Here is a 20,900-nt window from a genome sequence, read left to right as displayed (position 1 = left end):
AATTCAATTAGCGAATTACCGGTTTATCATTCCTACCTATTACCTGCATATAAAAAATGAATGAGGAAATCATTATGAGCAATTCAATATATGAGCAATATCTACAGGCTAAAGTCGATAATCTTGGCAAATATGCGCGCGATCTCGCCACTCTAATGAATATTTCAGAAGCAGAACTGACCCACAGCCGTGTCGGCCATGATGCCAAACGGCTGAAAGCAGATGCTCGCACGCTGCTGGCTGCATTGGAGGCGGTAGGTGAAGTCAAAGCTATCACCCGCAATACCTATGCCGTGCATGAACAAATGGGCCGTTACGAAAACCAACATCTGAATGGTCACGCCGGTTTGATCCTCAATCCGCGTGATTTAGATTTGCGTCTGTTCCTCAATCAATGGGCTAGTGTATTCACACTGACAGAAGAAACTCGTCATGGTGTGCGCCACAGTATTCAGTTCTTTGACCATCAAGGCGATGCTCTGCATAAAGTGTATGTCACTGAACAGACTGACATTCCTGCTTGGGAAGCGCTACTGGCGAAGTTTATCACCACAGAAAACCCAGAGTTGCAGCTAGAGCCATTGAGCACACCTGAAGTGACTGAACCCACCGCCACTGATGAGACTGTCGATGCCGAATGGCGCGCGATGACTGACGTGCATCAGTTTTTCCAACTGCTCAAGCGCAATAACCTGACCCGCCAGCAAGCATTCCGCGCCGTGGGTGATGACTTGGCTTATCGGGTTGATAACAGCTCACTAACACAACTTTTGAATACTGCTCAACAAGAACAAAACGAAATTATGATTTTCGTGGGTAATCGTGGTTGTGTACAAATTTTCACCGGTATGATTGAGAAAGTCACTCCGCATCAAAATTGGATTAATGTTTTCAACAAGCGCTTCACACTGCATCTGATTGAAGACACCATTGCTGAAAGCTGGATTACCCGCAAACCAACAAAAGACGGTTTTGTCACCAGTTTGGAACTATTTGCTGCAGATGGCACCCAACTTGCACAGCTTTACGGCCAGCGTACTGAAGGGCAACCAGAACAAACCCAATGGCGTGAGCAGATCTCTCGCCTAAATCATAAGGATATTGCCGCATGAGACTAAGGCTACTGTCACTCCCTTTCATTCTGTCACTGAGCGCCTGTTTTCTGCCGTTAAAATCTTTCGCTGCAGAACGTATCGTCACCATTGGCGGCGATGTCACAGAAATCGCCTACGCACTGGGTGCGGGTGGCGAGATAGTGGCCCGTGACAGTACCAGTCTACAGCCTCAGGCAGTGCAAAAGCTGCCTGATGTCGGTTACATGCGCATGCTTAATGCCGAAGGAATTTTGGCGATGAAGCCGACCATGTTATTGGTCAGCGAATTGGCGCAGCCCTCACTGGCACTGAAGCAGGTCGCGGAGAGTGGTGTTAACGTCGTCACCGTCCCCGGCCAAATTACGCCGGAAAGTGTCGCGGCAAAGATTAGCGCGGTTGCCACGGCGCTTCATCAGCCGGAACAAGGGCAAAAACTGATTAAAGACTATCAGCAACGTTTGGCCGCCGTGAGCAATACGCCACTACCGGTCAAGGTACTGTTTATTATGAGCCATGGCGGCTTAACGCCCATGGCAGCAGGCCAAAATACTGCTGCGGATGCTATGATCCGAGCCGCCGGTGGTAACAATGCTATGCAAGGTTTCAGCCGCTATCGCCCGCTGTCACAAGAGGGCGTTATCGCCAGTGCTCCAGATTTATTGCTGGTCACCAGTGACGGCGTAAGGGCGCTGGGCGGCAATGAAAACATCTGGAAACTGCCCGGTATCGCCTTGACACCTGCGGGCAAAAATAAGCGCCTGTTAGTTGTCGATGATATGGCATTACTGGGCTTTGGACTGGAAACCCCACAAGTGCTGGCGCAACTGCGTAAAGGCATGGAACAAGCGCAATGAATTGCCGTATCCATCCGCGCCTGATGTTAAGCATCTTGCTGATGATTCTAATTATTTTAGCGCTCGGCTCGGCCAATATGGGGGCATTAACGCTCTCATTTCGCACTCTGTGGCACGCCTCGCTAGATGATGCCATGTGGCATATCTGGCTGAATATCCGCCTACCCCGTGTACTGTTGGCGGTGGTGGTCGGCTGCGCGTTGGCGGTTTCTGGCGCTATCATGCAAGGGTTATTCCGCAATCCACTGGCAGACCCCGGCCTATTAGGTATCAGCAGCGGCGCGGCCCTGTGTGTCGGGCTAATTATTGTTATGCCTTTCAGCCTGCCGCCACTATTAGCACTTTACAGTCATATGGTCGGCGCGTTTATTGGCAGTCTGGCCATTTCTGCCATTATTTTCACTCTCAGCCGCTGGGGGCATGGCAACTTATCGCGTTTGCTACTGGCCGGTATCGCGATCAATGCGCTGTGTGGTGCAGCGGTCGGGGTGCTGACTTATATCAGTGATGACCAACAATTACGCCAGTTTTCCCTTTGGAGCATGGGCAGTTTGGGTCAGGCGCAGTGGTCGACATTGATGGTGGCCACATCATTGATTCTGCCCGCCTGTGTGCTGGGTTTATTGCAGGCGCGTCAGTTGAACCTGTTGCAGCTAGGGGATGAAGAAGCGCACTACCTCGGTGTCAATGTGCGACAAGCCAAACTGCGCCTGTTGTTACTCAGTGCCATTTTGATCGGTGCCGCCGTTGCCGTCAGTGGGGTTATTGGCTTTATCGGGTTGGTGGTGCCGCATCTTATCCGCATGCGCATCGGGGCAGATCACCGCTGGTTACTTCCCGGAGCCGCACTGGGTGGGGCTTGCCTGTTACTCACCGCCGATACACTGGCCCGTACTTTGGTCGCACCGGCTGAAATGCCGGTCGGGTTGATAACCAGCCTACTGGGTGGCCCTTATTTTCTGTGGCTGATTTTACGTCAGCGGGAGCAACGCATTGGTTGATATGGCGATGGTTAATACGGCGCTATTAGAAGCAAATCAGCTTTCTTACCATGTTCAGGGACAAAAACTGATTAATAATGTTTCGCTACATATTGCCAGCGGTGAAATGGTGGCGATTATCGGGCCAAACGGTGCGGGGAAATCTACCCTGCTGCGCTTATTAACCGGCTACCTTGCGCCATCTGAGGGCCAGTGCCAATTGCTGGGAAAAAACCTCAATAGCTGGCAGCCCCAAGCATTGGCCCGCGCCCGAGCGGTAATGCGCCAATACAGTGATTTGGCTTTTCCATTCAGTGTCAGTGAAGTCATTCAAATGGGCCGCGCACCTTATGGGGCGGCACACCATCGCCAGGCGCTGCAAGAAGTGATGGCACAAACAGACTGTCTGGCACTGGCGCAGCGGGATTACCGTGCCCTGTCCGGTGGTGAGCAACAGCGGGTACAACTTGCTCGTGTATTGGCGCAATTGTGGCAACCGGAACCGGCCCCGCGTTGGTTGTTCCTCGACGAACCCACCTCCGCATTAGATCTGTATCATCAACAACATACCCTGCGCCTATTGCGCCAACTCACCCACCAAGAACCTTTGGCGGTGTGCTGTGTGCTGCATGATTTGAATCTGGCCGCACTCTATGCCGATCGTATTTTATTGTTAGCGCAGGGCGAACTTGTTGCCAGTGGCACGCCAGAGGAAGTCCTCAATGCCGAAACGCTGACCCGCTGGTATCAAGCCGATTTGGGGATTTCACGCCATCCGGAAAGCGCCCTGCCACAGATTTATTTGCGTCAGTAATAGCCAGCCTAAGGCTGGTTTTGCTTTTCAGCTACCTTAGGCTCTTCCTCCGCCAGTAGTTCATAAATCGCCGCGCCGACTTTTTGCACTGCGCGTTCAATTTCTACCGTCATCGGTTTGCTGTAACTCAGCCGTAAACAATTGCGGTATTTCCCCGAGGCTGAACTGATAAATCCGACGGCAACCTGCACACCTTGCGGTAATAAGCAGCGATTAAGCCGCAAGCTATCAAACCCATGCGGCAATTCAACCCACAACATAAAGCTGCCTTGCGGTCGGCTCAAACAAGTATTCAGCGGAAAATATTTCATCACCCAACTGGTCATAATGTCGCGATTACGTTGATATTGGCGGCGCATCCGGCGCAAATGCTGCATGTAATGGCCTTGTTTGATAAATTCAGCCATTGCCAACTGCGGTAATGTGGCAACCCGTCCGGCGGAAATATATTTCATGTGCAGCGCTTTATCTAAATAGCGGCCCGGAGCAATCCAGCCAATACGCAAACCCGGCGCCACTGTTTTTGAGAAGGAACTGCACAGCAATACTCGCCCGTCATCATCGAATGAAGCAATAGTCGGTGGCCGTGGATATTGATAAGCCAGTGCGCCATACACATCATCTTCAATAATCGCGACGTCATAGCGCTGGGCCAGTATCAGTAATGCTTTTTTGCGCTCATCGGGCATATTGTAGCCCAGTGGATTATTGCAAGTCGGGGTGAGCTGAATAGCCTTAATCGGCCATTGATCCAAAGCCATTTCCAGGGCCTCCAGACTGATCCCGACTACCGGATCTGTTGGGATTTCAATCACTTTCATGCCCATCCCTTTCAAGGTTTGCATGGCACCATGAAAGCTAGGGGAATCTACCGCCACAATGTCACCGGGCTGGCAAACCGCGCCTAACGCAATGGCCAGCGCACCGTGGCACCCCGAGGTAATAATGATATTTTCAGCCGATTGATGATTGCCGCTGTCCAGCATCACACGTGCAATTTGCTCACGTAGAATCTGAGTGCCATAAATATTATCGTAATCCAGCACTTCTTCACTCTGATGGAGGCTAACACGGCTCAATAAGCGGCTGAGGATTTTAAGCCCAGGGCCAGAAAGATCTGGCGAGCCAGCCCCCAGATGGATAATGCTCTCTGGATCGCCAGTGGTGAGAAACGCCAACAGATTTCCCCACTGCGATATTTCTACTGGCCGCTGTGCATGAGTGCATACCGCGGGTAATGAAGGGAGATTTGAACTGCAACGCACGAAATAACCCGACTTCGCTCGCGCCTCAATCAGCAAACACTCTTCCAGTTGCCGATACGCCTGCTGTACGGTGCTAATACTCACCCCATGCTCGTCACTCAAGATTCTGACCGAGGGGAGTCGCTCACCGGCGACATAGAGCCCTTCTTTAATCCGTTGGCTCAAAATATCGGCCAGTTGTTGGTAACGAGTCATTGGTTTCACCTGATAAATAAGTAGCAGCCAGTACAGATGGCGCGAAATAACACCATTCAGTTCATATATCGCATATCTGTATGGAAATAATAGTCCTTATTTGCATCTGTAATGTTTTGCGCCAAAGTTTCATGCTAGTGACTCACCTACTGACGGGGAGTCGATAATGAATAATATAATTGAAGATCAAACAGATGGATGCTGCTCGTCAACTGCACGAGCCATCCAAAACCGCCCTAATATTTTTATTCGGTTATGGCTGAAAGCATACAGATATGTACATCAATGGAATGAACAGCGCAAAACTGCCAATCTCATGGCGAGATTGAATTCCGATCAATTAAAAGATATTGGCCTGAGCCGAGAGGATATCAAGCGAGATTACAGCCGCCCGTTTTGGCGCTGAGAAAATAGAATGTCATCATTAGCCCGCAGAAATTGCGGGCTTTATGATGAATATATTGAGCTTGTTAGAAGTCGTAGCCCACTGTTGCTTGTACTGAACGCTCTGCGCCCCAGTAGCAATAAGAAGTGTTGTAACAGGCGGCGACATATTTTTTGTCTGCGATATTATTCACATTCAATTGAACAAATGCGCCTTTCAATGAAGTTGCCCATGTTCCTAAATCCGCACGAACCGAGGCGTCACCCAGTGTATAAGAAGGGACGCGCAAGGTATTGGCATCATCAGCCCACTGCTTGCCAATGTAACGGATGCCCGCACCCACATTGATGCCATAACCCGCTTCATACTGCGCCCACAGTGATGCCATATTGGACGGCGCTAATACTGGTGTATTGCCATCATTACCATCAATTGCATCTTTGAATTTCACTCGGTTATAGGTATAGCCCGCAATCACACTTAGCCGATCATTAATCCGGCTTCTGGCCTCCAGCTCCAGCCCCTGTGAATTCACTTTACCGGCTGGCACATAATAAGCGGCCGGTACTGCGCGGTTTGCCACATCATTTTGGGTCAGGTCATATAAAGCGGCGGAATAGAGTGAAGAGCTGCCCGGCGGCTGATATTTAATCCCCACTTCATACTGCTCGCTGGTCATCGGTTTCAACAGTTTTTGCTGTGCATCTGGGAATAAACTTGGTGTGACCGCTTGGCTGTAACTCACATACGGCGAAATACCACTATCAAAACCATACAATAATGAAGCACGTCCGCTGGCGTGATTATCCGTGCGCTCATCGGTACTGTTGGCAGTCTTATCAATATTTTCTGTTTTCATCCGGTCATAACGGCCAGATAAGTTCAAATGCCAGTTATCCAACGTCATTTCATCTTGCAGATAAACCCCACTCTGCTCATAGCGGCGATTTAAATAGGATGAATTAATGCCGGGAGTGGTCAATAAGTCATCACGATACAAGGTACTGCCGCCAGAAACACCGGTGTAAGGGTTCAATGTGGTGGCATAAGCACTGTCACTGCGCAGATTATTGCGGAACTTCTGGAAATCCAGCCCCAGCATCACCTTGTGTTCCACTGCCGCAGTGGCAAAATCCGCTGCCAGTTGGTTATCTACCGCAAATGCATTGAGTGAAGACTCTTCACCGGAGTAATAGCGGTTCATCACGCTAGGGTCAACTTTACTCCATCCCCCTTGATAAACCTGCTCTAGTTGAGAATTAGAATGGGTATAGCTGGCGTTTTGGTGGAAAGACCAAACATTATCAAATTTATGTGAAAATTCAGTGCTATAGATTTGCTGCCAGCGCTTAAACACGTTGTGATTGCTTTCGCCATCAAAGAAACCACGGCTTAGTTTCCGCCCATAAATGCTGCCATCCGCCGGCACGGCACTGTGATAGCCACCGGAAGGGTCTTTTTGCAAATTGGCGCGCAGTAACAATGAAGTATTTTCATCTGGCTGCCACAATAATGACGGCGCGATCGCATAGCGCTCTTCGCGCTGATGGTCATACATGGTGTCACTGTTGCGGGTTATCCCGGTCAGGCGAAACGCCCAATGCTCGGATATTGCATCGGTATAATCAAATGCCGCAACTTGCGTATTGTTATTACCGCCCGTCAGGCGGAAATGACCTTCCGAGGTAAACTGCGGGCGCTTAGAAGTCATCATCACCACACCGCCGGGAATGCTCTGACCATATAATGCAGAAGAGGGGCCTTTGATAACATCAACACGCTCAAGGAACCACGGGTCAATCTGCAACACGTTAAAACTGCCGCCATCACTGAGTAAACGCAGGCCATCGAGAAAGGTATTATTCACATCGCCGCCATGGAAACCCCGCAAGGCAATAGTGTCATAGCGGGTTGCGCCGCCGGAAAAACCGGTGAAAACACCTGGGGTATAATTCAGCGCCTGGTTCAGCGTGGCAACATTTTGATCTTCCATTTGTTGGCGGGTAACTACAGATACCGTTTGTGCGGTAAGAATTAACGGCTGATCGGTTTTAGTTGCCCCCTTAGTGGTTTTTGCGGTGTAACCCAAGGTGGGTAAATCGGCTTCGTGGCCTGCTTTAGCCGTCACTTCTATCGCATCGTCAGCAATAACGGCTAATGGAATAAAAATAGCCAATGAACATAAAATAGCAGAACGCTTTATTATAAAAGCCGAAAACATAGTTATCTTCCCCAGATAAAATAGATGGTTATTTATCAGCTTCCATTGCTATTTTCACCTGGCGAACCCCTTGCCTAGCCGCCACATATCGTGAATCCATAAATGCAGCGCACAATTTATTAAATGAGAGTGCTAATTACAATGATAATTATTATCTTTAATGATTGGTTTAGGTGAGTAATTATCGGAGTAAGATTATTCAGTAACTCGCAAGGTGTGTCACAATAACTGTCAAGCAGGCACCACTGCATTAATAAATGGGTTCATTGTGACACTCACTTTCGGGCTGACCGGTTTTATGAAAAAGAATGGGTACTTTGTTTTACATCGATATAACCCCCTACTCTGTCTGTTATTCACACTTTTTTGCGCGTCACTTATCGCGACTTCAACTATAACCTTTGCGGCGACAGTATCAGACACTACAACGGAAGGCAGTGAGGAACCGGTAAAACCTGCGGTATCAGTTCAATTAATTAGCTTGCAAAAACAGTTAGATAAACTCAAACAGAGTGTGTCAGTCAGTACATCGGACAATCAGTTAAGTACGCTGAATGAAACAGCATTGACACTGGTTCAGGATGTCGACATTCTGCTAGCCGATTTGAAGCCCAAGCGGGAACAACTGCAAACACAGTTGGATGTTTTAGGCCCACCGCCAGCCGCAGGAACACTGGCTGAAACTCCGATAGTCGCTCAACAACGCCGTGCGCTAAACACCCGAAAAGTCCAGTTAGAGGGCCAGAATGATCAAGCTCAGGCCATCAAAGTCAACGCAGAGAACTTGGCTGCACAGATTGTTGCGTTACGGCGAACTGCGCTGAAATCACAAATTGCCTTAAATTCCGGCAGCATCTTAGGGGCTAAATTCTGGGCGCCTATCGTCAATCCCAATGCCGACGATGACCAGCGGTTGAAAGGTTTTGTGCAAGAACTGGCGGATGCCTGGCATGCTGCTTGGGAGCCGGAATGGCGCACGGGCACGGTAATGTACCTGTTGCTGACCCTGTTGATCGGCGCATTTGGCTTTAAGATCCTCGACAAACTGACGGCCTGGTTTTGTGCCAAGTGCTTGCCCCAAGGCCCACTACGCCGCAGTTTTATGGCCTCAGCCACCACTTTATACACGGTGCTGATTACCGTCACGATAGCGCAATGTATCACCCAGGTATTCACCCGCACGCCGGATGTCTCACCGCTGGTGATGAATTTTGCACTGGCATTTGTTCAACTGATGTTTTTCTCCGCGTTGGTCGCGGGTCTTGGCCGCGCGTTTTTATCCAATCAGCGTCCCTCATGGCGGCTACCCGCCATTGCCGATGAAGTCGCCGCGTCTCTCAAGCTGTTTCCTCCGTTATTAGCCAGTTGCATCATGATTTTTGGTGCTATTGATCAGATGAATAACATGATCAATATCAGCGTATCAGGGACAATTTTTGGCAATGGTATCTCGGCCCTGCTGATGGCGCTGACTGCCGCGATTATCCCATTACGCGCCAACCGAATACGCCGCCAGCTGATAGTCAATGGTGAAAAGCCGGAAGCTTATTCCACTCTGGCCGGATTAATTCACTTGGCCATCGGCATTACTGCAGTAGCCATATTATTGTCATTGTTGGTGGGATATATCGCACTGGCGAAATTTTTAAGTTACAAACTGGTATGGGTTTGCCTGGTGCTGGCCTGTTTATATTTACTGACCCATCTTTGTGTCGATTTAGCAGAAAGTCTCTTTTCCCCCACCAGCAGTGCCGGCAAAGCGATTAAGCAGTCGCTCAATATTGACGATCGCCATTTGGCGCAAGCGGCAACATTATTATCAGCGACCAGCAAAGTGACGCTGATATTACTGGCTATTATCGCGCTGTTTAATGGCACTTTTGGCTCGACAACCCCGGTTTCACTGCTGCAAAAGACTATGGAGCTCTTGGGTGGCGAGGGGTTGGAAAAACTTAATATCGTGCCAACCAATTTGCTTAATGCGGTTATTTGTTTGCTGGTTGGGTTATATGTGCTCAAAGCAGCACGGCGTTGGCTAAGTACTGAATTCCTGCCGAAAACTCAAATGGATTCCGGTATAAAAACCTCGGCAATCACCCTGTTCAGTAATATCGGTTATGTGCTGGTGATACTGCTGACCTTATCGGTGCTCGGTATTCAGTGGAATAAATTAGCCTGGATTGTCAGTGCATTATCAGTCGGTATCGGCTTTGGCTTGCAGGAGATTGTGAAAAACTTTATTTCCGGCATTATTCTGCTCACCGAACGGCCGGTCAAAGTGGGAGATTTAATCAGTATTAGTGGGGTTGAGGGGGATATTCGGCGCATCAATGTCCGTGCCACAGAAATCCAACTCAGTGACCGCTCGACGGTTATCGTGCCCAACTCTCAATTGATTTCGCAGAATGTCCGCAATGCGACTATGGCTAATGCGCAAGGGGTGGTGACCATTGCCCTGACATTCCCGCTAGATTTAGATATTGAACTGGCGCAAGCGCTGTTGATAGAGGCGTATGAAGAACACGAATCGATACTCGACACCCCGGCCCCATCAGTGAAATTTAGCCAGTTAAGCCCAGATGGCATTGTGCTCAGTGTCACCGGTTTAGTCCCCAGCCCACGAATGGTCAGTAACACCAAAAGTGAGTTGTTATTCAGCATATTAAAACGGCTGCGGGCCTCAGGGGTGTCTCTGGCAATGGCAGCGCCGACCAAAAGCATACCGACCGCGAATTAACCGGATAATTAATAGAGAGTGGGCCATAAGCAATATCAATACGATAAAACTTATGGCCCCTGAATGACTTATTTCGCCGGGCTGAGACTAAATACTTTCGGATTGCGCCCTAACCATTAAGCAGCTAACGCACTGTTTTTACTTACGCCCACTTCAGCGCTGGATCAAATAGCGGATGGTCGGGCCATCTTGCTGAATATCCAATACTGTATAGCCGTAATTTCGGGCATCTAACGGAATATTATTAATGGATTGTGGGCAGTCGCTGATCACTTCCAGAATTTCACCCGGTTTCAGTTGCGGCATAGCTTCGAGCGTCGCGACCGCCGGGTATGGGCAGGGTTCGCCCACCATATCCAACCGGTAATCCGGCACGATAGCGGTTGGGATTGCTGAACTATCAATGGCTAAATTATCAACTGATGAAGAGTGGCTCATGATGGCTCCTTAACCAAAGTGGATGCGGCAGCTTTCTGTTGGCGGAAGAAGCGTTTTTCCCACCACAGCATGGCGGCAAACGCGATGGCTAACATCAGGTAAGTCACCAGCAATCCGCCGATCGGCCCGAAAGTTTCCAGCAGGTTAACTTTGTCATAATTGGTTGCCAATGCTGGGGCAAAATCGTCCCAATAATACGCCAAAATAGTCGCGCCAATAATATTCCCCAGCCCCACCCACCAATAGTGAATTTGCCCTTCTACCGCGCGATACATCCAGCCCGTTTCACAACCACCGGCGAGCACGATACCAAAACCAAACAGTAACCCTCCGATCACCGCATTTGGCCCTGCCCACAAAATCTTGGGCGCAACCCCCAGTTGGACATAACTGAATATCCCAATAGCACTGACCGCCATCCCCAGAATAATCGCCTTCGCCATGTGAGTGCGCCCGGTGATCCACAGATCACGGAATGCCGAGGTAAAGCAAATCTGCGCCCGTTCAATCAGCAAGCCAAAACCAATGCCACATAGCATGGCGATGCCCAGTTTCGGGTGGCGGAATAGCTCAATCAATGACCAGCCCAACGCCAGAACAAACACCACCATGCCGAGACGAAAACGTCGTGCAGCCCTGGCGGGATGCTGAGTCAGCGGCGAGGCTGATGTCACTTTTTGCAATTTCACCGGAATACGAAACAGCGGCAACAAAGTGAATTTGGCACCAAAATAGGAGCCTGCTGCCGTCGCGAGCGCGAAGAACCAGGCGTGCAGTGAAAACTGTGGAATGCCGGTAAAGAAAGCCGCCAGATTACAGCCCATTGCTAAGCGCGCACCAAAACCGGCGATAATGCCGCCCACCAGCGCTTGAGCAATGCGAATATTATGCTGGGGCTTTCGCAATTTCACATTGTTAGCCCACAGTGCAGCGGCGATACATCCGGCAAACATGCCGATGATCATCATGCCGTCGATGCGATCTAATGGCGTCCCTTCCAATCCGATAACTTTAAAATAACCCCACTCTTGCGGATGCGCGCCAAACAGTTGCATCAGATGGCCGCCCCAGCGCGTGAATTCGCCCGTCACCGCCCAAAAAGTGCCCGTCAAACCAAAGTAATAAGTCGATAAAATACCTGCGGCGATTACTGCCGGCAGTGGGGCCCAGAAGCGCACCAAATATTGAGATTTAAACATCTGCCAGCTCACACTGACACCTCCAAAATACGTGTTGTCGCCGACAAAATGAGGGTCATATGCCGTGACGAGGAAATAGACCTATCTATAATAAGCCAATTATTTGGTTAAGGGAGATATGACGTATTGAAAATTAGATGTTAACCAGAAGTTATCCTGCTCAAAGGGGAGTATTGGGCAAGGGATAAGTATTTCGAATCAAAGTGGGTCATCTTCATCCGAGGATTGATAATCCAGGGACAAAGCCAAGCGCAAGATAGCCGCCACCGGCTCAAATAAGGGTTCGGGAATGGTATCGCCACACACCACATCGCGGTGCAATGCCCGTGCCAGCGCAATATTTTCCACAATAGGAATTCCTTGCTGTTGCGCTAATTTGATAATCAATGCCGCTCGTTCGTCTTTACCTTTTTCAATCACGACCGGAAGCGGGGCATCATCAGGGTGATAAAATAGACACACCGCAAAATGGGTGGGATTACGCACCACCGCCGTGGAGCGCTGAACATTTTTAGCAAAACTGCCGCTTTGCACCTCTTGCTGCAACTGCCGCCGTTTTTGCTTAATATGCGGATCCCCATCGCTGTCTTTGTATTCTCGCTTGACCTCTTCATGAGACATTTTCAGTTGTTTCAGGGTGTTATAGCGTTGAAAACTATAATCCAGCAGAGAAAAAACGCCATAACAGGCAATCAATGCACCTAATAGCCAACTCATTAATGTGCCAAATACTGGAATAGCGCAGTGACTGCCACAATAGGCCAGATAACCAAAAGAGCTGGCATATCGCGCTAATAAATAGCCGAAAATTAGGGTTAACACCCCCACTTTCAGTAATGATTTGGTCAACTCAAACAGGCTACGCAATGAAAAAAGCTGTTTAGCATTATTGATGGGATTGATGTGTTCGCCTTTGAACGCCACCGCCTTAGTCGCTAATAACGGCCCGACCTGCGCCATACCGGCCATTATCGTCATTAAGATCAGTGCCCCGCCCAATATCCCCATAATGTGGATAACCACCGCCATGCACTCTGCCCCAATACGCGCCAGTGCGAAAGTGAAGGGTTGCTGTAATTGTTTGATTGAACTGCGAATAAGAGCGCCGATTTGCTCGAGCAAGCTGTCGCCCACCAGCAAAAAATAAGCCACCAGCACCACCAACTGTATCCCCGAGGTTATCTCGACACTTTTAATCACCTGCCCTTTTTCCCGAGCTTCTCTCAGCCGTTTAGCTGTGGGCTTTTCATTCTTTTCACTGCTTTCACCGCTCATTATTATCCCCTTTTATCAGCGGGATAAGTGTGCTTATTTTTTGTTCGGTTTGATTAATGCCGACCAAATAGTGATGCAATGCATAAGGCAGACTGATCAGTAACAACAGCAGGGCTAAGGCACTTTTGATCGGCATGGCCAGGAAGAATACATTCAGTTGTTGAGATGAGCGATTGATTAATCCTAAAGATAAATCCGCTAAAACCATTACCAACATCGCCGGTAAGGCAAAGCTTAGACAGAGTTCATACATCAGCCGCCATTCACTTTGCAAAAATTGCAGCATGGCCGATGAGGGCTGAATCCCACTGCCCGCAGGCAAGATTTCATAGGAGCCATAAAGTGCTAACAGCACCAGATTAAACCCGCCTGAAATCAGAAATAGGACGGTCAATATTTGTGTAAATAACACCCCAAAAATGGAGGACTCCATCCCCATGCTGGGGTTAAATAATGTCGACATGGTGGCACCGCGTAAGGTGTCAATCAGGAAGCCCGCCATATCAATCGCCCAAAAAGGCAATGCGGCGACAAAACCAATCATCACCCCAATCATTAGCTCGATGCATAACAACCAGAACCACCCAGTGAGGTTACCCTGATGCAGTAATGTGGTGGTAAAAAACAGCGGAGTGACTGGCAGGGCGATGGCAAAAACCACACTATTACGCAATAAACTACTGCCCAAACTGCGGGCGGTAAACAGAGGTAATATCAGCAACATACCGTAAGGGCGCATCATCGCCAGCCCCAAAGCCCCTATCCAATGTAGAGCATCATGCATATCAAGACCGCATACTGGTTATCTGCAAAAAGGTCTGCTGGGTATAATTCAGCAATGTCGATCCCATCCAATGATAGGTAATCAATAACGTGGCTGATACAGCCAGTAATTTAATCAAGAATTGTAATGTTTGGTCCTGTATTTGGGTTAACGCCTGTAACAAGCTAACCACTAATCCAACCACTGACGCCACGACCACCACCGGCATCGAGAGTAATAAAACTATCCATAACAATTGAGTCGCCAGATGAACCACAATGGCCGTGCTCATTGCTGCTTCCTTTGATGGAAATTCACAAGTAAGACCCTACTAACTGCCCTAGCAGTAGCCCCCAACCATCTATAAGTATAAAAATCAATAATTTGAATGGGAGTGAAATGGTAATGGGCGAAACCATCATCATCCCCATGGCCAGCAAAATGTTGGAGACAATTAAATCAATCGCCACAAAGGGCAGGTAAAGCAGCAAGCCGATTTTGAATGCCTCGGTCAACTGACTAAGAGTAAAAGCGGGCATTAATATCAGTAATGAATGGGATTTGATGGTGTCGCGATAGCGTTCCGGCCACTTAGTTTGGACAATATCATTGAAGAAATTGATCTGTTCCGCATCAGTATTCCGTTGTAAAAAATCGCGGTAAGGCCCCAGCGCACGCTCATCAATATGATGCAGCAAAGCACCAATATCATTGGGCAGCGGCTCATCCTGGAGGCGAGCATGCACATCCAACCCGACCGGGGCCATAATAAAAATGGTTAACACCAGCGCCAGACCATAAATAGCAATATTGGGCGGCACCTGTTGGACACCCAGGGCATTACGCAGCAATGAAAAAACAATTGATAGCTTAAGAAATGATGTCCCCATCACCATCAACAAGGGGAGCAATGACAGGATAAAAAGCAGGACAATTAATTGAGAGGACGAATTCAGCAACTCCATAATCTATTCCGCAAAAATCGGCCTGTTGGGTGAAGAAGAATGCCCCTAGTATTTATCGATTCACCGCGATCCCCTATCAGGTCATGGCCTGAATAAACGTCGCTGCGGCATCAAGTGTGCCGATTGTTATCCACAACAATTGGTGTTGCAGCAAGGCAGCCAGTGAATAAATCCCGATGAGCTGACTCAGGTCAGTGATTCGGGTGCATGAGCGCCGCTAACACCGCTGCGGCATCAAGTGTGCCGGATAAACCACTGATCGATACGCACCACCATCTGCCCATCACAACACAACAAACTGCCACTACCGACGGGCTGCCCCTGTAGCCGGATATTCACTTCACCATAAAGGTGGGTTTGGCAAACCAATGTTTGCCCGACATCTAACTGTTTGATGTCACTCAGCGGCAATGTCAGGCGGCCAATTTCCATGACCAGTATTTGCGGTAATTGCTCAAGTTGCACCGCCTGTGGCATTTTCGGCAGCGCGGCAATATCCAGCACGAGCAGGGCGTCAATATCGTCATTAACTTGTTGAATGGTCATTCTGTTTCCATCTTCCAGTTTGATGTGAATCTGCGGTAATTCCCTTTGCCATAACCAACAATTCCCTTGTTCCCATTCAGCGGCACAGTTGATTCGCACCCCATCCCCCGGCCTGATTTGTTGCAATTGATGCAGTGATAATCGGCTCCACCCCACCACTAGCTCCGCCTGCCACTGGAGGCCATGCTCGGTAACCCGCTCTTGGTGCCAGTCGGACAAAGTTTCAGCTAACGCCGCCAAAGGCCAGTCAAACAACACGCCACTGAGTGACTGGCCTTCCAGCTCGAAAGCCAACACCACCGCCCATTGGGGCAGAAGTGTCATCGCCACTGGCGCGGGGGCATCAATCGCCAACTCGGGCAGCACAGCAGACAAGGGGCTGACAGCCCAAATAACCATGGCACTGACCAATTCAGTCGCCAGTAAATGGGGATTATCGGTAGCCAATGAAGCTGCTAGCCAGTGGTTCCAACAAGTCTGTGATAGCCAGCAACCGCACGACTTGCCAGCATAGTGAAGTGGCAGGTAAACACCCTCGCCCTCGACCTGCGCCAATGTGGCGCAAACACCGCTGGAATGACGCCCACGCCCAATCACAGCACTGATATGGCGTAATTCAGCCGACAATATCGCCATCATGGGTCACCTCCAACACGCAAGGGAAGCCCAATTGATGCAGTTGTTGTTGCCAGCGAGATTGCAGGCGCTGTAGGCGCTCGGCCAAACCCCAGTTGCCGTGACTGAGCACAATAACCAAACCATGAGCCGCCAGACTGACATGAACCCGAGTGCCAGCCAGTGCCCCACTGACGATGCGGTAGTCCGTCTGCATCACATTTTCATGACCCGAGTTCGCCATTGCATAGGCCATATCCTGCATGGAAGATGAACGCAGAGGGAGATAGCGGGAAAATTGCTGTTTTTGTCTCTCATTACCTAAATTTTGCGACGGTTCGCCGCTAAAGTGTCCCTCACTGAGGGGCGGTATTGCACCTTCAACATCGATTCGACTCATCTTTGATTAACATCCGTAATTTTTCCTGCTCGCGCTGATTAGTCCGTAATAGCGCCAGTTGTGCTGTAATGGCGGCTTGCTGTTGCAGCCGTCGAGCCGCTAGCTCAGCGAGTGATTTTTGCAGCCGCCGCTCCCCCTGATAGGTTTGGTGCTGCAAAGCTCTTTGATCCCGCGCTTCGGTCGGGTTCAGCGTACCGCGCCATTGAGCAAGTATTTGTAATTGCTGACATAGCCCTTGGCGTGTTTGATGGAAGTGCGCCAATTGCTGTTCTTGTTGTTGCTCTTCTTGCTGCAAACTTATTAATTGGCGACGCAATCGGCGCTCTTGGTGTTGGCGCAATGCCAGTAAGCGCAGAAAAATCGCTAATGTGGGATGGCTTAACCCAGTGCTTGCGCGAGCTGCGCCAAGGTGTGAGTAAGCCCGGCGGTGTCGGTTTCGCGCGCGAATAATGCATTCTCCTGTTGCAAGAAAGCACAAATAGCCGGGTAGCGCTGTAGCGCCTCATCGGCTTGTAAATCTTGCCCTTCCTGATATTCACCCACTCGCACCAGCAATTCGATTTCCTGATAGCGGGCCTGTAGATGGCGCAGTTTTTGTGCCAATGCCCGATGCTCCGCACTGACAATTTGCGGCATGATACGGCTGACACTGGCGGCAATATCAATGGCCGGATAATGCCCGGCCCCCGCCAGTTGTCGCGATAAAACAAGGTGCCCGTCCAACAGCGAGCGCACCTCATCGGCCACCGGCTCATTCATGTCATCGCCCTCGACCAGCACGGTGTAAAAAGCCGTGATACTGCCGCGCTCGCTATTACCCGCCCGCTCAAGTAACCGCGGCAGGGCCGCAAAAACACTGGCGGGGAAACTGCCCATCACCGGGTGTTCCCCCGCCGCCAAGCCAATTTCACGCGCCGCCCTGGCGTAGCGGGTGAGCGAATCGGCCATTAACAGCACTTTCAACCCGCGCTCACGGAAATATTCGGCTACTGTGGTGGCGGTATAAAGACCTTTTAGCCGCTCCAGCGCGGGGCGATCGGAAGTGGCCACCACCACCACAGTGCGGGCGCGAGTTTGGGGCGTGAGCACTTGCTCGAGGAATTCCCGCACTTCTCGGCCGCGTTCACCAATCAGCGCCAACACGGTAATATCCGCCGAACAGCCGCCACATAACATGCTCAATAAGCTGCTTTTCCCTACTCCGGCGGCGGCAAAAATCCCCATTCGCTGCCCTTCGCCACAGCTCAATACGCCGTCAATGGCGCGAATACCGGTGGTCAATATTTGCTGGACGGGTTGGCGAGTGAGTGGGTCTGGCGGCGGGCAATCCAATTCACACCAATGTCCGCTCAGGGGCGAGCCACCGTCCATCGGCTCCCCCAAACCGTCCAATACCCGCCCGACCAAATCATCCCCAACTCTGACACGGTGCGCATACCCCAATGGAGAAATCCATTGACCACATCGCAAGCCAACGGAAGAGGAAAACGGGGATAACAATGCCGTTTGCTGCTCAATGGCGACCACTTCAGCCAACCTATCCGGTGAGGCGATTTGGCATAATTCCCCCAGCGCCACACCGGGTAAATGGGCGCGTAACAGTGTTGGGCCGACATCCAAGATCGGCCCGCAAGACACCATGCCGCTTGGCGGGCAAGGCGGTAAGCGCAATTGTTGCTGCAACTGGGTGCTTAATCGTGCGATATCAGGCGGTTTCATCAAGCTCATCTCCGATAAGCTCGATGGTGCTTGCCACCTTAATATTCATTTCATCGCCCAATTCCTGCCAGGAAAGCACCGGCAGCGCAAAAATATCCCGCTCAACAATTTTGCGCAGAAAACGCCGCACATCAATGGTGGTCAGTAGCACCGCATCTGGGTTTTCAGCAAATGCGCTTTTTATTTTGTCGAGAATTAGCCGCGAGTGTTTATCTCCCAGAGCAGAATAGGTTCCCGCCGAGGTCTGGCGGATAGACTCGCGGATCAGGTTTTCAGCCCCTTCCCCCAACCGCAATACCGGCAGCCAAGCTTGGTTTTTGCTAAATCGGGCACACACATGGCGACGTAAGGCGATACGGACATATTCGGTCAGCATCACGATGTCTTTCTCTTTGGGCGCCCACGCCACCAGCGCGCCAAAAATAGTGCGCAAATCGCGGATCGAAACATCCTCCTCCACCAGCCGTTGCAGTATTTCTGCTACTTTTCCGACCGGCATTTGGCGCTGTAGTTCTTTGACTAACTCGCCGTAACGCGCTTCCATGGCATCCATCAGATAACGGGTTTCCTGCACGCCGATAAACTCGGCGGTATGCCGTTCAAGTACCCGAGTTAAGCAATGAATAATGCGCTGATGCCCTTGCGCATAAGGGAGACCCAAAGTGCTGGCATGCCCCCCTTGTTCAGCGGCCAACCACTCAAAAGCGCCCATTTTCATGCCCAGAGTTTGGCTGCGAGTCGCCAGTGCCGCACTGGGCTGGAGCAGTAATAAGTCATCGGCAGGTAAAATCAATTTCAGCACTTGCTCCTGATAAACCCGAATTGACAGCTCATTTTCGGCCAATGTCGGAGAACTGCGGATAACTACCTCGGGCAATGGCACACCAAGATGCTCAAACCAGCGCCAGCGCAGGCCATCAATGTCCCGCCCCAAATGGGGATAATGTAAATTGGGGGCGCAATACAACATCAGCGGCACCGCGCCAGGCGTCATGGTGTTAGCCGACGAAAGCATATTCTTGCCGCTGGCACTGGCCCCGGCACTCTGCTGCTTTTTCCGATACAGTAAAAATGCTGGGGTGGCGACCAGCGCGGCTAAAGTGATAAAAATCAGGAAAGGGAAACCCGGTAATAGAGCAAAAACGGTCAAAATGGCTGCCGCCAGCCACAAAGCATCGGGTTGACGCCCCACCTGCACGGCTAAGTCTTTGGCCAAGCTCTGTTTATCACTGCCTGGAACGCGGGTAACAATAATCCCGGCGGTGATAGAAATCAGTAATGACGGGATTTGAGCACATAAACCATCGCCGACGGATAACACCGCATAAGTGGTCATCGCCTGTTCCGCCGACATATTATGTTGCAGCACCCCAATAGTGATGCCGCCAATAATATTCACCAGAATGACAATAATTCCGGCAATGGCATCCCCTTTAACAAACTTCATCGCCCCGTCCATGGCACCAAACAGGCGGCTTTCTTTTTGCACCCGCTCGCGCAAGCGCCCAGCTTCGGCGGAGTCAATCACCCCGGCTCGCATATCACCATCAATGCTCATTTGCTTGCCCGGCATGCCGTCGAGTGAAAAGCGGGCGCTCACTTCGGCGACGCGCTCCGAGCCTTTGGTAATCACGATAAACTGCACCACGGTGATAATGGTAAAAATGATCAACCCCACCGCCAGATTGCCCCCAACCACAAACTGACCGAATGCCTCGACAATTTCACCGGCATCGTGCTGGAGCAACACCAGCCGCGTGGTGCTGATGGTCAGTGCCAGCCGATAAAGTGTGGTGATAAGTAGCAGCGACGGGAAAACCGAGAATTCGAGCGGATCGCGCAGATAAATTGAGATCATCAGCAGGATAACGGAGAACGCGAGGTTAACAGCAATCAGCACATCCACCATGACGGTGGGCAGTGGCAAGATCATCATAAAGATCGCCACCAGCAACATGATCGCTAAGAAAACATCCTGCCGCGCCGCGATCATCATCAGGCCGCGTGTCAGGGCCGATTCTCTCATCGGTATTCTCCTGGCAAGCGGCGGAGTAAAGCGCACTGTTGCTGATAAAGCTGATACCAACACTCGGCTCCCGATGACGCCGGAGGGGAGCAACTGACCATCATGCCCATTTTCAATAAGTAAATGCGCTGAGGAACCCCATTAAAACGTTCGAGTTGCCAACATTCCTGTAGCAGCAATAAGTCCTCATGGTGATAATGCCGATGTTGCACGCCCGTGGTCAGTAATAGCCGCGCATTGCGCCACTCAAGGAAAATTCGCTGCGACCCTATGTGCCATTCCATGCACGAGGTGATTGCCGAGCAAGGTAATTCCGCCATTTGGATGAACAGCTGGAGGTTACGGGTCGCGACTAAATCCATTTCCATCACCCGAAGCCCATTGATATACATTATTGAAATAATAAACA

20 protein-coding genes are annotated in these 20,900 nt (G+C 50.4%); 6 read left to right on the top strand and 14 right to left on the bottom strand.

The window, feature by feature from the left end; translation table 11 throughout:
- The first annotated feature begins 74 nt into the window (after window positions 1-74).
- The 4 genes from DXZ79_RS01715 to DXZ79_RS01700 are packed head-to-tail and all read left to right on the top strand — an operon-like array spanning window position 75 to window position 3,742.
- On the top strand, window positions 75-1,112 hold the full coding sequence (locus tag DXZ79_RS01715) for a hemin-degrading factor (protein ID WP_038637019.1): 1,038 nt from the start codon (window positions 75-77) through the stop codon (window positions 1,110-1,112).
- Window positions 1,109-1,948 carry a heme/hemin ABC transporter substrate-binding protein gene (locus tag DXZ79_RS01710; protein WP_038637021.1) on the top strand — a complete coding sequence of 280 codons (840 nt, stop codon included), beginning with the start codon at window positions 1,109-1,111 and terminating at the stop codon, window positions 1,946-1,948. The genes DXZ79_RS01715 and DXZ79_RS01710 overlap by 4 nt, the downstream gene beginning before the upstream one ends.
- A complete protein-coding gene (locus tag DXZ79_RS01705; RefSeq protein ID WP_038637022.1) occupies window positions 1,945-2,949 on the top strand; it encodes a FecCD family ABC transporter permease in 1,005 nt (334 codons plus the stop codon). The genes DXZ79_RS01710 and DXZ79_RS01705 overlap by 4 nt, the downstream gene beginning before the upstream one ends.
- A complete protein-coding gene (locus DXZ79_RS01700; RefSeq protein ID WP_072089059.1) occupies window positions 2,942-3,742 on the top strand; it encodes a heme ABC transporter ATP-binding protein in 801 nt (266 codons plus the stop codon). The genes DXZ79_RS01705 and DXZ79_RS01700 overlap by 8 nt, the downstream gene beginning before the upstream one ends.
- A gap of 8 nt (window positions 3,743-3,750) precedes the next feature.
- Here DXZ79_RS01700 and DXZ79_RS01695 read toward each other — a convergent pair whose 3' ends face one another.
- On the bottom strand, window positions 3,751-5,202 hold the full coding sequence (locus DXZ79_RS01695; protein ID WP_120011010.1) for an aminotransferase-like domain-containing protein: 1,452 nt from the start codon (window positions 5,200-5,202) through the stop codon (window positions 3,751-3,753).
- A 166-nt stretch (window positions 5,203-5,368) separates the two neighbouring features.
- Here DXZ79_RS01695 and DXZ79_RS01690 point away from each other — a divergent pair, with 166 nt between their 5' ends.
- Window positions 5,369-5,608 carry a DUF1127 domain-containing protein gene (locus DXZ79_RS01690; RefSeq protein ID WP_038637025.1) on the top strand — a complete coding sequence of 80 codons (240 nt, stop codon included), beginning with the start codon at window positions 5,369-5,371 and terminating at the stop codon, window positions 5,606-5,608.
- A 64-nt stretch (window positions 5,609-5,672) separates the two neighbouring features.
- On the opposite strand, the gene DXZ79_RS01685 is transcribed toward DXZ79_RS01690, so the two are convergent.
- Entirely contained in the window at window positions 5,673-7,808 is a 2,136-nt protein-coding gene (locus tag DXZ79_RS01685; protein ID WP_120011009.1) for a TonB-dependent siderophore receptor, read from the bottom strand.
- A gap of 268 nt (window positions 7,809-8,076) precedes the next feature.
- Between DXZ79_RS01685 and DXZ79_RS01680 the strand changes: the two genes are divergently transcribed.
- Window positions 8,077-10,545, top strand: a complete 2,469-nt coding sequence (locus tag DXZ79_RS01680; protein WP_162928714.1) for a DUF3772 domain-containing protein — start codon at window positions 8,077-8,079, stop codon at window positions 10,543-10,545.
- Between the two features lie 153 nt (window positions 10,546-10,698).
- Here the strand turns inward: DXZ79_RS01680 and yedF are convergent, their stop codons facing one another.
- The 12 genes from yedF to DXZ79_RS01620 all read right to left on the bottom strand — a co-directional run bounded on the left by yedF (window position 10,699) and on the right by DXZ79_RS01620 (window position 20,859).
- The gene (gene yedF, locus DXZ79_RS01675; protein ID WP_042562535.1) at window positions 10,699-10,983 is read right to left on the bottom strand and encodes a sulfurtransferase-like selenium metabolism protein YedF; all 285 of its coding nucleotides are present in this window, start codon (window positions 10,981-10,983) and stop codon (window positions 10,699-10,701) included.
- Window positions 10,980-12,194, bottom strand: coding sequence for a selenium metabolism membrane protein YedE/FdhT (yedE, locus tag DXZ79_RS01670; protein WP_038637029.1), 1,215 nt, complete (start codon window positions 12,192-12,194; stop codon window positions 10,980-10,982). Before yedE ends, yedF begins: the two co-directional genes overlap by 4 nt.
- A 186-nt stretch (window positions 12,195-12,380) precedes the next feature.
- Window positions 12,381-13,457: an EscU/YscU/HrcU family type III secretion system export apparatus switch protein gene (locus DXZ79_RS01665; protein WP_038637030.1), complete on the bottom strand. Its 1,077-nt coding sequence runs from the start codon at window positions 13,455-13,457 to the stop codon at window positions 12,381-12,383.
- The gene (locus DXZ79_RS01660; RefSeq protein ID WP_038637032.1) at window positions 13,447-14,241 is read right to left on the bottom strand and encodes an EscT/YscT/HrcT family type III secretion system export apparatus protein; all 795 of its coding nucleotides are present in this window, start codon (window positions 14,239-14,241) and stop codon (window positions 13,447-13,449) included. The genes DXZ79_RS01665 and DXZ79_RS01660 overlap by 11 nt, the downstream gene beginning before the upstream one ends.
- A gap of 1 nt (window position 14,242) precedes the next feature.
- Entirely contained in the window at window positions 14,243-14,512 is a 270-nt protein-coding gene (locus tag DXZ79_RS01655) for an EscS/YscS/HrcS family type III secretion system export apparatus protein (protein ID WP_004391785.1), read from the bottom strand.
- Window positions 14,513-14,534: 22 nt separating this feature from the next.
- The gene (gene sctR, locus DXZ79_RS01650) at window positions 14,535-15,185 is read right to left on the bottom strand and encodes a type III secretion system export apparatus subunit SctR (protein ID WP_038637034.1); all 651 of its coding nucleotides are present in this window, start codon (window positions 15,183-15,185) and stop codon (window positions 14,535-14,537) included.
- A 234-nt stretch (window positions 15,186-15,419) separates the two neighbouring features.
- Window positions 15,420-16,370 carry a YscQ/HrcQ family type III secretion apparatus protein gene (locus DXZ79_RS01645; protein WP_120011007.1) on the bottom strand — a complete coding sequence of 317 codons (951 nt, stop codon included), beginning with the start codon at window positions 16,368-16,370 and terminating at the stop codon, window positions 15,420-15,422.
- Complete coding sequence (locus tag DXZ79_RS01640; protein WP_038637039.1) at window positions 16,348-16,746, bottom strand: hypothetical protein; 399 nt, start codon at window positions 16,744-16,746, stop codon at window positions 16,348-16,350. The genes DXZ79_RS01645 and DXZ79_RS01640 overlap by 23 nt, the downstream gene beginning before the upstream one ends.
- The gene (locus DXZ79_RS01635; RefSeq protein WP_042562661.1) at window positions 16,727-17,101 is read right to left on the bottom strand and encodes a hypothetical protein; all 375 of its coding nucleotides are present in this window, start codon (window positions 17,099-17,101) and stop codon (window positions 16,727-16,729) included. The genes DXZ79_RS01640 and DXZ79_RS01635 overlap by 20 nt, the downstream gene beginning before the upstream one ends.
- Window positions 17,102-17,124: 23 nt before the next feature.
- On the bottom strand, window positions 17,125-18,465 hold the full coding sequence (locus DXZ79_RS01630; RefSeq protein ID WP_050291532.1) for an EscN/YscN/HrcN family type III secretion system ATPase: 1,341 nt from the start codon (window positions 18,463-18,465) through the stop codon (window positions 17,125-17,127).
- A complete protein-coding gene (locus DXZ79_RS01625) occupies window positions 18,452-20,491 on the bottom strand; it encodes an EscV/YscV/HrcV family type III secretion system export apparatus protein (protein ID WP_038637041.1) in 2,040 nt (679 codons plus the stop codon). Before DXZ79_RS01625 ends, DXZ79_RS01630 begins: the two co-directional genes overlap by 14 nt.
- Window positions 20,488-20,859: a type III secretion system protein gene (locus DXZ79_RS01620; RefSeq protein WP_162928713.1), complete on the bottom strand. Its 372-nt coding sequence runs from the start codon at window positions 20,857-20,859 to the stop codon at window positions 20,488-20,490. Before DXZ79_RS01620 ends, DXZ79_RS01625 begins: the two co-directional genes overlap by 4 nt.
- Window positions 20,860-20,900: the final 41 nt, after the last annotated feature.

The sequence above is a fragment of the Yersinia rochesterensis genome (assembly GCF_003600645.1).
Taxonomy (GTDB): Bacteria; Pseudomonadota; Gammaproteobacteria; order Enterobacterales; family Enterobacteriaceae; genus Yersinia; species Yersinia rochesterensis.
This window is presented reverse-complemented; position numbering and strand designations above follow the sequence as displayed.